The organism is Oceanospirillum linum, from assembly GCF_001995095.2.
Classification (GTDB): Bacteria; Pseudomonadota; Gammaproteobacteria; order Pseudomonadales; family Halomonadaceae; genus Oceanospirillum; species Oceanospirillum linum.
Genome location: NZ_MTSD02000004.1, coordinates 1 through 12,952 on the forward strand (window position 1 = coordinate 1; position 12,952 = coordinate 12,952).

Consider the following 12,952-nt stretch of genomic DNA (forward strand, 5'->3'; position numbering starts at 1 on the left):
CAGGCTTTAGGAGCCGGAATGCGTAAGTTGGTACAGATTTGTTTTGGCGTTGTAAAACATCAAAGCGAATACCGCCCGCAAGTGGTTAGCTAACCCTTTACGGACGGTTCGGAGAGATGGTATCTACGTCAGAGCCGGTTAACGCGTTCCTGATGCCCAGCTAGCTCCTACCGCCGCACTTAGGCATACATACCTTGCCATCTTTGGTGCCATATTCTGTTAGTCACCCATTGTGTGAATATTTGCTATGCGTATACAGTATATTTTGAGTTTCGCAGAGAAACGTGTTCGTTTTATCCGACTTAATGCTCGGTTTACCGGCGCAGCGAAATTGGATAAGCTGCAAATTCAATACATTATGGAAACCGTGCCTGTCCTTTTTTAAGAGCACAGGCGCACGGTTATTGGCGCAGATGCGTATGCGCGTTTAGCAGGGAAGCAGTCAGGCCAGAAAATGGATTTTTCATTTCTAATCAAAGTCTTTCCTCATTTTCAGACGGTATATTGAAATCGTCATAACGCGCATGCCTATGATTAAAATAACTGGATACAGAGTTTGGAAAGCCGAATGCACAAAAACAAAGTGATTGTGGCATTGGCGAATAAGTTAGCGCGGATAGCCTGGGCATTGTTAGCCAAAGGCGTTCGTTATCAAAGAGTAGAGGAAGCCTGATTTTGCGCAGGTAGTATCAAAGATAACACGACAGGTTGAACCTGTGATCTGGACACTCTGGCCCTAACATCGTTCCGATAAGAGAACGCTAAAATGATTAGAACCAGATCAGCGAAGCTCATCAGGGATAGGGCGAACGCCCGATTAAAATCCGAATAGATGGCTGCAAACCTTTTTATGTTATCGGAAACTACTTGCCAAAATAGGGGCGTCCAGAGATGTTAGGCGTGTCTGATCGATCTCGGGAGTTGGTGTTGAGTAAAAGTTGTGCGTATTGCAAAAAAAACCAACCATTAACTAAAGAACATATTTGGCCTAATGGATTTATCAAGCGTTTTGGTTCTGACGGTGTAATCTACAACAAGAAAGTGGACCGTTTCTTTAAATCTGATCCAGTGATAAGAGATGTTTGTGCATCATGCAACAATATAAAATTAAGCAGCCTCGATAGGTACTTATGTGAACTATACGACTCTTATTTCCATACAGTAATCGCCCCTGGGCAGCCTGCGTCGTTTGGGTATAACTATGAAAAGCTGCTGCGAGGTTTATTGAAAATATCATTCAACTCTGCACGAACTCAGGACGAAGAAAACGGAAAGATAAAGGCCCACGATAAATTTTCGGATTACATACTCGATGGGGGATATAAACCAAACGATGTTCAGCTTAGGTTGTTGATTGTGACGTCGTCCACGATGCACATTCCAGAGCAAGGTTATACCGGTCAGCTTGAGCCGGAGTTTTTTCGATGTACGGACATCAGCTACGATGGCCCATTAAGCAATCGATTCATAGTAAGGGCTGTAATTATAAAGAGTTACTGGTTTTACATCGTTCTTTCTAAAAGAAGGGAAGAAAAGGCCAAGTGGAACCGGTTTAATAAAGGGTTTGAGAACTGGTTGGTACAGCCAGGGGAGATACTGCGTCCCGGCAATGTTAAATTGGAAATACCGGTTAATCAGACCACGTACATGCATAACGACTTGCTTGGCCGCTTGGTCGATGCTGCGAGTTAAGCCGCCTAGCCAATCGCGCAAGGCTGACGGCTTTTAGCCGCCGCTTCGCTTGGCCTTCAGCCTGTAGAAAAACCTCCCGAACTATGACCTGAACAGGTTTTGAAATGTAGGAGGCGGTGATAGCCCGGTTCAAACACGACGACAACCAAACGCCGATGGCGTACCTGGATCAGTGACAGCTGGGATCATTTGATTTCTGAAAAGGCCAGAAACACAGAATAAACAAACGATGGCCGATAAAAACCAGCCATCGAAAATAAACAACAGAAAACGAGCTGCTGCGAGAAAAGCTGGCTGAAAACAGGTTTTTCTACAGGCTCGTTGAAAGCTACCACGCGGAGCGTGGGAGCTAGTTTTGCCTCAGTACGTGGGAGCGAGTCTGTGGGAGCTAGTCCGGTAGGGGAGTGCTTGGTAAATCCCTTCTCAGTCTCCCAATCCCCAAACCCCACCCAAAAAAATACCCCGGCCTAGGCCGGGGTATTGGGTATCACTCTAGCGTGCTTAATAGTATCAAGCGTGCTCAGCGATCATCTTAGCCAGGATATCCAGACCTTCGTTCAGCACTTCATCGCTCATAGTCAGAGCAGGCAGGAAGCGGATAACGTTAGCGCGGATACCGCAAGACAGCAGGATCAGACCGTGCTTAGGTGCCGCAGCAACCAGAGCTTTGGTCAGTTCAGGGTTTGGCTTGTTGATGTCGCCATCCTGAACCAGTTCCATTGCGATCATGCAGCCCAGATTACGAACAGCACCAATCACCTGACCATGCTCTTCTTTCATGGCGCTCAGGCGTTGATTCATCTGGTCGCCAATGGATACAGCGCGTTCAACCAGGTTCTCTTCTTTGATCACGTCCAGTACTGCCAGGGCCGCTGCACAAGCAATTGGAGAACCTGCGTAAGTACCACCCAGGCCACCAGCAGGGGATGAATCCATAACGGCTGCTTTACCAACAACCGCAGACAGTGGGAAACCACCGGCAATACCTTTCGCCATAGTCATCAGGTCAGGTTCAACGCCAGCGTGTTCGATAGCGAACATCTTACCGGTACGACCGAAACCGTTCTGGATCTCGTCAGCGATCAGCATGATGCCGTGCTCGTCACAGATTTTACGCAGTTCCTGCAGGAATTCAGCAGGAGCCTGATAGAAACCACCTTCGCCCTGTACTGGCTCGATGATGATTGCTGCAACCTGAGATGCTTCGATGTCACAAGTGAACAGCATTTTCAGCGCTTTCAGAGAGTCTTCAATGCTGACACCGTGCAGTTCGTTCGGGTAAGGCGCGTGGTAAACACCCGCTGGGAAAGGCCCGAACTGTGCTTTGTAAGGAACCACTTTACCGGTCAGTGCCATGGTCATGTTGGTACGACCGTGGAAACCGCCATTGAATGCGATTACGCCCGGACGACCGGTGTGAGCACGTGCGATTTTTACACAGTTCTCAACCGCTTCAGCACCTGTCGTTACGAAGATCGCTTTTTTGTCGCCAGAGATAGGGGCAATATCAACCAGCTTCTCTGCCAGTTCAACCGCAGGCTCGTAAGGTGTTACGGTGGTGCAGGTGTGGGTCAGTTTTTCTGTCTGAGCTTTAACTGCTTCAATTACTTTAGGGTGGCAGTGGCCGGTATTGAGTACCGCGATACCTGCAGCAAAGTCGATGTAGCGGTTACCTTCAACATCCCACATTTCTGCGTTCTGACCGCGCTCAATGAAAGCCTGAGCCAGGTTGCCCTGACCTACTGCGAAAACTTTATTCTTACGTTCCTGCAAAGATGCATTCGTTGACATGTTTTAACTCCACAAATAAAGGCACGCCATGGCGGCCACACACAAAAAGGGGAAGCAGGCGTCCATTACCGACGCCTGAGTGAAGGTGTTTCGCTTAGCGAATGCCACCCATCAGCATGTATTTGATTTCCAGATATTCATCCAGACCGTATTTAGAGCCTTCGCGGCCCGTACCGGATTCTTTAACACCACCAAAAGGCGCAACTTCGGTGGACAGGATGCCGTCATTGACGGCAACCATGCCGTACTCCAGGCCTTCAGAGACACGCCATACGCGACTCATCGTTTCGGAGTAGAAGTAAGCCGCCAGACCGAATGGTGTATTGTTGGCAATCTCGATCGCTTCTTCTTCAGTTTCGAAACGAACGATAGGCGCTACAGGGCCAAAGATCTCCTGGGTGAATACCGGCATCTCTTGGGTCACATTGGACAGGATGGTCGGGGTGTAGAAGAGTTCACCGTGTGCGTGACGCTCACCACCGGTCAGGATTTTAGCGCCCTGCTCAACAGAGGCTTTAACCAGAGTGTCTACTTTGTCGATAGCCGCTTTGTTGATCAGAGGGCCCACTTCAACGCCTGGCGTTGTGCCATTACCGATCTGCATCTGCTCAACACGCTTGGCCAGCTTTTCAGAGAACTCATCGTGTACACCGGCCTGAACCAGTAAACGGTTAGCACAGACACAGGTCTGACCGGCGTTACGGTATTTGGATGCGATGGCACCTTCTACAGCTGCATCGATATCGGCATCATCAAATACGATGAAGGGTGCGTTACCGCCCAGCTCCATTGAGGTTTTCTTAACGGTGTCGGCACACTGTTTCATCAGCAGCTTGCCTACCGGGGTAGAACCGGTGAAGCTCAGCTTACGAACGATAGGGCTGGAGGTCAGCTCGCCACCGATCGCTGCAGCGTTGGTGCCGGTGACCACGTTCAGTACACCTGCCGGTACACCGGCGCGGTGTGCCAGCTCTGCCATAGCCAGGGCACAGAAAGGCGTTTCTTCAGATGGCTTGATCACGATGGTGCAACCCGCTGCCAGTGCAGGAGCGGCTTTACGGGTGATCATAGCAACCGGGAAGTTCCATGGCGTGATGGCCGCAACAACACCAATGGGTTGTTTAACGGTTACGATACGTTTATCAGCGGCGTGGGTTGGAATCACATCACCGTAGGCGCGGCGGCCTTCTTCTGCGAACCACTCAATAAAGGAAGCGCCGTACATCACTTCGCCCACGGCTTCTTTTAGTGGCTTGCCCTGCTCAATGGTCATCAGAAGACCCAGGTCTTCTTTTGCTTCAACCATCAGGTCGAACCATTTCTTCAGAATAACTGAGCGCTCTTTCGCTGTTTTTGCTTTCCAGGAAACCATCGCTTTATCTGCGGCTTCAATAGCCTGGCGGGTCTCTTCTGCGCCCAGGTCAGCTACATCATCAATATGCAGGCCAGTCGCCGGGTTTTTTACCGGGAAGGTCTGAGCGCTTTGGGCATTAACCCATTCGCCGTTGATGTAAGCCTGTGTCTTAAGTAGCTGTGAATCTTTTAATTTTAGTAACATGGTTTGCTCCAACTTCCTGGCACAAAAAGCAAGTAATTCGTCGGCAGGGGTCTGAGTCAGGAAGGGCCTGCCCATGACAAATACTGCCAAAGTACGTGCAGTCTAATTAAGGGTCTGGTTTAAAAAAATGAATAACAATCAACGCATAGTTTGGTTAAAGCTGAACAATAACCGCCAAACCTGCAGATAACCCCGGTTAGACAGGGGAATAATTAACCTGCAGAAAGCACTGAAGCCCTTACAGATGAAGGGCTTCAGTGTTTTCGTCATACTGATGCGATACTTATACAGTAAAGGCTTCTGTCAGTTTTTCCAGTTGTTCTGCCCGTTCGTAGGTTGCGCGGGTGTTGTCCGATATCTGGCGGTTTGCCTGATTGTTGTTTTTAATTTCACCGGCGATACTATCCATGTTTTGCGCCATATCACCTGTGGTGAGAGCAACTTCACGGATCGCCTGTTCAATGGCGGTGGCCTGTTCTGCCGCTTCTGACGTTTGCTGCTCAATAAGGCGGATGGAGTGCTCTGCTTTTTCGCTCAGCAGGCGGCCGTTTTCAACTTCACTCCGGCTTTGATCGATAGCCTCAACCACATCACGGGTGCCTTTCTGAATCCGTTCAATCTTTTCTGTGATGCTGGAGGTGGCGTTAACGGTCTGTTCTGCCAGTGTGCGGACTTCATCGGCGACAACAGCAAAGCCGCGACCGGCTTCTCCGGCCCGGGCAGCTTCAATAGCAGCATTAAGTGCCAGTAGGTTGGTCTGTTCCGCAACCCCCTGAATCAGTTCAATGACGGTATCAATCTCTTTGGACTGTTCACCAAGCTGCTCAACGGAGTGGCTGGTGCTTTCAAAGGCGGCGGCGACGGACTGCAGTGACTCCAGTGCCTGGGATATCACCTGTGCACCATCCAGGGCTGAATCATGGGCACCCTGCGTGGCAGAACTTACCTGCAGACCGCTTTGGGCGATCTGCTCGGTGGTCACGCTGATCTCCTCTGTTGCAGCAACCAGTGATGTACTGCGCTGGCTGATGTTCTCGCTGCTTTGCTGAATATTTTGCTGGGAGTGATCCGTTTCATCTGAAATCTGCTTCAGACTGTGGGTGCTGGTCTTAATGTGGCTGACCAGATCATGAATCTGGCTGCACATGGTATTCGTAGCATCTGCCAGCTGATGAAACTCATCACTGGGGTTGGAGCCTTTTGTCATGCGGGTTGTCAGGTCACCGGAGGCGATCTGATTGAGTGCGTTTAACGCTCTTTGCATATTGCGGGAGATGGATGTTGCCACTGAACCAATAATAGCGACCGCAACAGAGACCAGAATCAGGCTGCCGATGATCAATGAATTACGAGCGCTGTTACGGGTTTCCTGTACATTCTGCTGGGCTTCTTCAGCCAGTACATCGATCAGTCGATGGGTTGCGCGCTGAATCTGCTCATTCAGTTGACCGCGAAGCTGATCTAACCTGGTTTCATCTTTTGCATGTTGCAGTTTAAGTGCTGCCATCTCCAGATAAGCATTTTCATAGCGATCGACATCTGCGGCAAACATATCTTCAAAGTTAAAGGCGCGCATATTACTGCGTAGCTTCTCAATCAGATCCATAACCCCTTGCTTGTGCGGGGTGTCGGATGTAATCAGAAAGTCTTTTTCAGCGTTACGGATCTCTTTAAACGTGGTGGAGAAACTGTCCAGAATTCCCAGTTTTTCGACCACTTCATTGGCTATATTATCCAGCTGTTTAATCATGCCTTTTTCGCCCTGAAGCTTTAGGCTCAGGCCGACGCTTTCGTCCAGTGTATTAAGGTAGTCGGGCATCAGGCTCAGAATTTCACCTAACTGGCCACGGGCTGTTTGGTCCGTAAGGTGGTTCCGGGCCTGGGTTAGTGGCGCTTCATAGCTGGACTTTAATTGACGAACGGTTTCTGCAGCCTGGTTCAGTGACTTAATTTCCGGCTGCTCTTTAAGTTTTTCCAGAATCAGCAGGCGGGATTGCAACTGACTGATTTCAGTGCTGGCCTGGTTAATCTGGTTTTGTTCGGTGGAAGCATCATTCATGGTGCTCAGTACGGAGACACTGTAAATGCCCATGATGGCGAAACCGGCAATAATGACGGCAACGATAAGGATCAGCTTCTGTCTGAGCGAGAAGTTGATATTCATCCTGTACTACTCCTGGTTTTATATGAACTCTTACTCTGTTCAGAGGTGAGTTTCTTATCGGGTCTGGGGGAGGTTGTCTTCGTGCTGAAGGCCACCAGCCCTTATATTGCAAGGGGGTAGCCCGAGGACGAGGCATAGATTTGCGACTTTAGGGGGTAGGCTTTTGTCTAACAATGGATGGACTTCAATGTTCAGTTTGGTGTCCGTCAAACATATGACCTGTATCATATTAGGGTAATATCCCTAACCCCTTGTTACATAGAGCCTGAAGCCTTTTTGGCCCGAAAATCTCAATAGGGCGGGATTTCAGTTGAGTTACCAAAATACTGATAAATGGTTTCCAAAAATAACGTTTTCGCCCGGTTCGGCTTTTTCATCTGTTTGTAAATCACCGCTGCACCCAGGGTGAAATGTTTATGCTGCCGGGCGATCGCTTTTAGTTCACCTTTCTCAACGTAGGGCCGGGCAACCTCTTCCGGGAGAAAGCAGATAAACTCGCCACTCAGGGCCAGTGCGATCCGCGATTCGTAATGATAGGAGCTGCCTGCCAGATTCATCTCACTGAGCTGGTGGTAGATCTCTTCATGGGGTTGTAATCCGGCGTGAACCAGCTTGGCATTGCAGATCATCTCATTGGTGATTTCCGCTTCTGGCAGAGGGTAAAAGGGGTGCTCTTTAGCGCAGTACAGATAGTTATTGTCGGTAAACAGATGGATATAGCTTAGTCCCTGTAATTTACGGTGATAAGGGATAAAAGCGATATCCAGATCTCCATTCAGCACCTGCCGCTCCATATCACGCATATGTTCCACTTCAAAACTAAGGGTCACCTTAGGGGCTGCTTTGCAGTACGAGCGCATCACTTCCGGTATACGACAGCGTTCATCGTTGCTGTAGGTATCGCTCAGGGCGATGCGCAGTTGGCTCGCGGGACTTTCTCCAAGGTTGTTGAGTGTACTGCGGAACTGATCCAGTTGAATCAGAAGTTGTTTACTTTCTTCGTATACCACCGCGCCTTCATCTGTCAGTAAAAAACCGCCGCGCCCCCGTTTGCAAAGAGGCATTCCCAACCGGGATTCCAGGCTGGCGATATGGTTGCTCACCGTGGGGCGACTGATATTCAGCTCGGCGGCTGCGGAGGTAAAGCCGCCACTTTCTACCACAGTCTTAAAAAGTTTGAGCTGTTTCAGCTCGTAATCACTGATCTGGCCCAGGGATGGTTTTTTCATGGGAGGCCCCGCTGTTTGCATATATGCCTGCTTTAGGCTCATGGTAAATATAATCAACCTTAGCAGGGTTTATTGCGTCATTACGTAAAAAAAGTCAAACCCTTGGGTGGAAAGAGATTGGTTTAACCGTGAATTACCTTTTGTGATGATCTGCCAGCGCAAGGGGTAGGCTGAAAAGGCTGCTTACATAAAAAATGATAAAAATCAGGTGAGACGATAATGTTTCTAAAAAAAACGTTCACTCAGAAAACTCTGCACAACACATTGGGTCGCTACAAGAAGAAAATTTCCGCAACGGCTCTGGCTCTGGCTTTAGGTGTTACCGGGATCACACAGGCTTCTGCTGCTGAGCATAATTGGCGTTTCAGTAATCTGTATAGCCGGGGAACAGCTTTTGGCGAAGTCTACGAAAGCATGGCAAAAAATATCGAGAAGCTGTCTGATGGCCGCATCAAAGTTCAGGTTCTTTACTCAGGGGAAGGTGTTGGCACCAGTGGCTTGCTGGGTGCGGTGAAGTCCGGCCTGATCACCATGGGCGCGCCATTTCAGTCGATGCATGCGGGTGAGTTACCGGCCGGTGTGGTTGAAATCGGCTTGCCAGGCGGTACCGATGATCCTAAAGAGTTGCAGGCGCTGTTCCACGAAAAAGGTTTCGGCGATGTGCTGACCAAAGCGTATGGCTCCCAGGGTATGGTTTGGCTGGAACCCTACATTCAGCCGCCGGTTTATATTCTGACCAAAAAACCGATTAACTCGGTTGAAGACTTTAAAGGTCTGAAAATACGTGCGCCAGGAGCTTACGGTAAGTTCCTGCGTAACCTGGGAGCGTCTCCTGTTTCCCTGGCCTGGAGTGAGATCTACACCTCTTTGGCAACCGGTGTTATCGACGGTTCTATCGGGTCTAACATGATCGATCACCGTGATGGTAACCATGTTGAAGTGGCAAAGTATATGTATCGTCTGCCGCTGGCCGGTGCACAGGTTCTGCCGATTGTGGTCAACCGTAACGCCTGGAAAAAACTGCCGGATGATCTGAAGGCTGCTGTACGTAAAGCCACTGAAATTCATGCAGATGATCAGTTGCGCCTGTCACGTCAGTGGGAATCTGAGGCGGTTTCTGAGATGGAGTCTAAAGGCCTGAAATGGAGCCCTGAGCCGAGTGAGGCAGACAAGAAAGCATGGGCTGATGCTGGTGCAAGTCTGTGGGATGAGTACGCTGCTAAGGATAAGTACAGCAAACAGTTGATCGATATTCTTCGCAAAGAGCAGATGTAAGTCTGATTAAAGCACTTTACTATGGCAGGCTAACCTGACCTGCAGGTGCTTTAATACATATCACATCTTGGGGAGCGCCTTCGGGCGCTCTTTGTGCTCCGTTTATTAGGTAAACCGCTTTTAGGTAAGCCTTTTTATTAGGTAAAAAGTATGACTGCATTCCTCAGAAACCTGTGCCGACTGGTGGATCTGATTGTTCGCTTGTGCGGTAAAGCTGCGGCCTATCTGATGCCGGTTCTGGCCTTTGTTGTTGCCTTTGAGGTTTTCTCCCGTTACGTGCTGAACAGTCCGACCATTTGGGCCTTTGACCTGTCACTGTTTCTTTTTGGCTACATTGCGGCCTTAGGTGGTGCCTACGCCCAGCAACAGCGGGTACATATTAATGTGGATATTCTTTATTTCCGTGTCTCTAAGAGATCCCGCGCTGTTTTCAATCTTATCTCCTGGTCGTTGGGGATTTTCTTTCTGATTCTGGTGATGAAGCTTTGCTTCGGAAAGTTTGAGGAGGCGATGGAGTACGACTATCGCCGTCAGAGTGAGTGGGCTCCACCCATGTTTCATTTCTGGATCATGATGATTGTCGCTGCAGGTTTGTTTGTTGCTCAACTGGGTCGGGATATGTTGGCTGAGCTTTACTTTCTGGTTACCGGGCAGCCATTGATCGAAGATACAGATTCGGGCTCAGAGGATAACCGTGATGAGAACAGCTCTGATAAGAATGAAGACGAGAAAGCAGAGGCGGCGAAGTAATGGATCTGGGTATTGAGGCATTAACCGGCGTTTTGCTGGTCTGTATTTTTTTCTTTTTTGCATTAGGTGCCCAGGTCGGCCTGGCGCTGGGTGGTATCGCCATGGGGATTGGCTATATGGTTTGGGGGGATGGCCTGTTCAATATTATCCCCTCAACCATAGAGTCGACCTATTTCAGCTTTATTCTGCTGGCTATTCCACTCTACATCTATATGGGTCAATTACTGACTAAGTCTGGCATTGGCGATGCGATGTTTAACTTCAGTCAGCTGGTTGTGGGGAAGGTGCGCGGTTCTCTGGCGATCAGCGTGATCGGCGTCTGCTCTATGATTGGCGCTATGGTGGGGATTATCGGTGCGGGTATTATGACCTCAGGCTCTATCGCCCTGAAGCCGATGCTGGACCGAGGTTACGATCGCAGATTGGCTCTGGGTGTTATTATGGCCGGTGGTGGTCTGGGGATTTTGATTCCGCCCAGTATCCCTATGATTATGTTTGCTGCATCAACCCAGAACTCGGTGGGCCGGATGTTCCTGGGGGCTATGATGCCCGCGCTTCTAACGGTGTTCAGCCTAATGGCTTACGTGGTGATCAGCTGCTGGCTGAAACCGGAAAAAGCACCCATCGATTCCCAGCAGGAAGATTTTGTTCCCCATACTCCCAGTGAACGTTTCCGTGTGATTCGTGATGGTCTGTTCTCGTTGCTGCTGATTGTAGCCGTGCTGGGTAGCATTATTACCGGTATTGCAACGCCGACAGAGTCCGGCGCTATCGGGGTGATGGGTGCTATTGTTCTGGCGATCCTGTTTAAGCGCTTTAAGTGGGATATGTTCCGCTCTGCTGGCCTGCAAACCGGTACCTTAGTGAGTGTGGCGATGTGGATCATCTTTGGGGCGTCGGTATTCAGTAACTTCCATCTGCTGATGGGTGTGCAGAACATGGTGGCGGACTTTACCAATGGCCTGGATATGCCGCCGATCATGATCATTATCATGTTCCAGCTGATCATGCTGCTGCTGGGCTTTATCATCGACGAGTTTATTATCGTTCTGATGTGTGCTCCTTTGTTCACACCGATTGCGGTATCCCTGGGCTATGATCCGATCTGGTTTGGGGTGCTGATGATTTTGAATATTCTGATTGCAGTTCAGACACCGCCGTACGGTTTTGCGCTCTTCTATCTGAAAGGTATCGCACCTGCGGGTATCGGCATGGGGGAGATCTATCGCTCGGTAACCCCTTTTGTGCTGATCAATGTCATGGTGCTGGTCCTGTGTATGGTGTTCCCGGATATCGTACTCTGGTTACCTGGTATGGTGATGGATGGGTAAGTATCCGCTATCTGCTTAGCACTGTGAGAAGCCGCTTCCTATGAAGCGGCTTCTTTGTTTTCAGCTCAACCGTTGCTCTCAGGTGCCCACATTTCTGAGCTTGCTACGGCTTTCCATTACAGACTTTTTTGCCGGATTACTTTTCTGCTCGTGGGCAATGACAAACAAACCGGCTCCAAGAATAATACCGGTACCGACCAGGGTCAGGCTGTCCGGGTATTCACTGAACACCAGAAACCCTAAAAAAGTTGCGCTTACAATCTCCAGATACTGAAAGGGGGCCAGGGTACTGGCTGCTGAACGATGAAAGGCCACATTAATCATCAGATAGCTTACCGCGGATACGGCTCCCAGCAGTGCCAAAAGAGGCAGATGATTGCTTTGCAGGCTACTCCAGTGCAGTACCGCTTCCTCCGTATGGCTGCCAGCGATAAGCAGTAAGCCAAGAAAGAGAATACCAGCGATGCCGGTTCCGGCCTGGATCTGCAGCGGTTGCAGGTGGTCCCGGCATTTGCGGATTACGATAAAGTGCAGGGCATAACAAAGTGCTGCCAGCATCGGCAATACAGCGCTGAAACCATACAGCTGCCAGTTAGGGCGAATGACCACCATAGCTCCGATCAGGCCGACAATAGCGGCCAGATAACGAACCCAGGGTGTGCGCTCTTTCAGAATCAGCCCGGATAGAGCCATCAGTAATAAAGGCTCGATAAAAAAGAGGGCGATAGCATTGGCGACCGGAAGCTCCTTTAAAGACCACATCATAAAGGTAATTGCAGTGCTGATCAGAACGCCTGCGATACTTAATCTGAGCTTTAAGGCCAGATTTAATCTTCTGAGTGACCCTGATCCTGCGGGGCTTCGCAGCAGAATCAACATGATCAGAAGAGTCTGCAGCAGGGTTCGGATGAAGCTGACCTGAACCGGCCCTAAGGACTGGGTCAGAATTTTGGCCAGAACATCCACTGTGGGCACCAGTAGCATAGCCAGAATCATAATGATCAGGCCGCTTTGGTTGTTTTGTTGAGCATTGGGGTGCAGTAAGTAAGAGAGAAAAGCTCGCATAGCCGTCTCAGGCTCCAGACAAGGGGTGAAGGTGTTAGCCGGATATTGGCCTTTGGTTTAGACCCGCTGACGGGTGGTCTCTTGTCGTCGATTTCAG

General features: G+C 49.7%; 9 protein-coding genes and 1 pseudogene. 5 read left to right on the forward strand and 5 right to left on the reverse strand.

Translation table 11 applies throughout. The annotated features are described in order from the left end of the window. Positions 1-562: 562 nt before the first annotated feature. Both BTA35_RS18465 and BTA35_RS10560 read left to right on the forward strand, forming a co-directional pair. Positions 563-673 (forward strand): annotated as a pseudogene (locus BTA35_RS18465) (IS110 family transposase); the annotation flags it as partial. A 254-nt stretch (positions 674-927) separates the two neighbouring features. Beyond that, positions 928-1,692 (forward strand): hypothetical protein, encoded by a 765-nt coding sequence (locus tag BTA35_RS10560; RefSeq protein WP_139363648.1) that lies wholly within the window; start codon positions 928-930, stop codon positions 1,690-1,692. A gap of 510 nt (positions 1,693-2,202) precedes the next feature. Here the strand turns inward: BTA35_RS10560 and gabT are convergent. The 4 genes from gabT to BTA35_RS10580 form a co-directional block, all read right to left on the reverse strand. Beyond that, positions 2,203-3,483, reverse strand: coding sequence for a 4-aminobutyrate--2-oxoglutarate transaminase (gene gabT / locus BTA35_RS10565; RefSeq protein ID WP_078319800.1), 1,281 nt, complete (start codon positions 3,481-3,483; stop codon positions 2,203-2,205). A 94-nt stretch (positions 3,484-3,577) separates the two neighbouring features. Then, positions 3,578-5,041, reverse strand: coding sequence for an NAD-dependent succinate-semialdehyde dehydrogenase (locus BTA35_RS10570; protein WP_078319801.1), 1,464 nt, complete (start codon positions 5,039-5,041; stop codon positions 3,578-3,580). Between the two features lie 283 nt (positions 5,042-5,324). Beyond that, complete coding sequence (locus BTA35_RS10575; protein ID WP_078319802.1) at positions 5,325-7,205, reverse strand: methyl-accepting chemotaxis protein; 1,881 nt, start codon at positions 7,203-7,205, stop codon at positions 5,325-5,327. 290 nt (positions 7,206-7,495) lie between these two features. Continuing rightward, positions 7,496-8,434 (reverse strand): LysR family transcriptional regulator, encoded by a 939-nt coding sequence (locus BTA35_RS10580; RefSeq protein ID WP_078319992.1) that lies wholly within the window; start codon positions 8,432-8,434, stop codon positions 7,496-7,498. Positions 8,435-8,653: 219 nt separating this feature from the next. Between BTA35_RS10580 and BTA35_RS10585 the strand changes: the two genes are divergently transcribed. The 3 genes from BTA35_RS10585 (at position 8,654) to BTA35_RS10595 (ending at position 11,790) form a co-directional block, all read left to right on the forward strand. Continuing rightward, the gene (locus BTA35_RS10585; protein WP_078319803.1) at positions 8,654-9,709 is read left to right on the forward strand and encodes a TRAP transporter substrate-binding protein; all 1,056 of its coding nucleotides are present in this window, start codon (positions 8,654-8,656) and stop codon (positions 9,707-9,709) included. Positions 9,710-9,859: 150 nt separating this feature from the next. Continuing rightward, a complete protein-coding gene (locus BTA35_RS10590; RefSeq protein WP_202931237.1) occupies positions 9,860-10,459 on the forward strand; it encodes a TRAP transporter small permease subunit in 600 nt (199 codons plus the stop codon). Between the two features lie 5 nt (positions 10,460-10,464). Continuing rightward, a complete protein-coding gene (locus BTA35_RS10595; protein WP_078319994.1) occupies positions 10,465-11,790 on the forward strand; it encodes a TRAP transporter large permease in 1,326 nt (441 codons plus the stop codon). A gap of 78 nt (positions 11,791-11,868) precedes the next feature. On the opposite strand, the gene BTA35_RS10600 is transcribed toward BTA35_RS10595, so the two are convergent. Next, a complete protein-coding gene (locus BTA35_RS10600; protein WP_078319804.1) occupies positions 11,869-12,855 on the reverse strand; it encodes a DMT family transporter in 987 nt (328 codons plus the stop codon). Positions 12,856-12,952: the final 97 nt, after the last annotated feature.

What these genes read in the sequence shown, in the direction of transcription:
- gabT (WP_078319800.1), bottom strand. Translation starts at nt 3,483, where the DNA reads ATGTCAACGAATGCATCTTTGCAGGAACGTAAGAATAAAGTTTTCGCA.
- BTA35_RS10570 (WP_078319801.1), bottom strand. Translation starts at nt 5,041, where the DNA reads ATGTTACTAAAATTAAAAGATTCACAGCTACTTAAGACACAGGCTTAC.
- BTA35_RS10575 (WP_078319802.1), bottom strand. Translation starts at nt 7,205, where the DNA reads ATGAATATCAACTTCTCGCTCAGACAGAAGCTGATCCTTATCGTTGCC.
- BTA35_RS10580 (WP_078319992.1), bottom strand. Translation starts at nt 8,434, where the DNA reads ATGAAAAAACCATCCCTGGGCCAGATCAGTGATTACGAGCTGAAACAG.
- BTA35_RS10585 (WP_078319803.1), top strand. Translation starts at nt 8,654, where the DNA reads ATGTTTCTAAAAAAAACGTTCACTCAGAAAACTCTGCACAACACATTG.
- BTA35_RS10590 (WP_202931237.1), top strand. Translation starts at nt 9,860, where the DNA reads ATGACTGCATTCCTCAGAAACCTGTGCCGACTGGTGGATCTGATTGTT.
- BTA35_RS10600 (WP_078319804.1), bottom strand. Translation starts at nt 12,855, where the DNA reads ATGCGAGCTTTTCTCTCTTACTTACTGCACCCCAATGCTCAACAAAAC.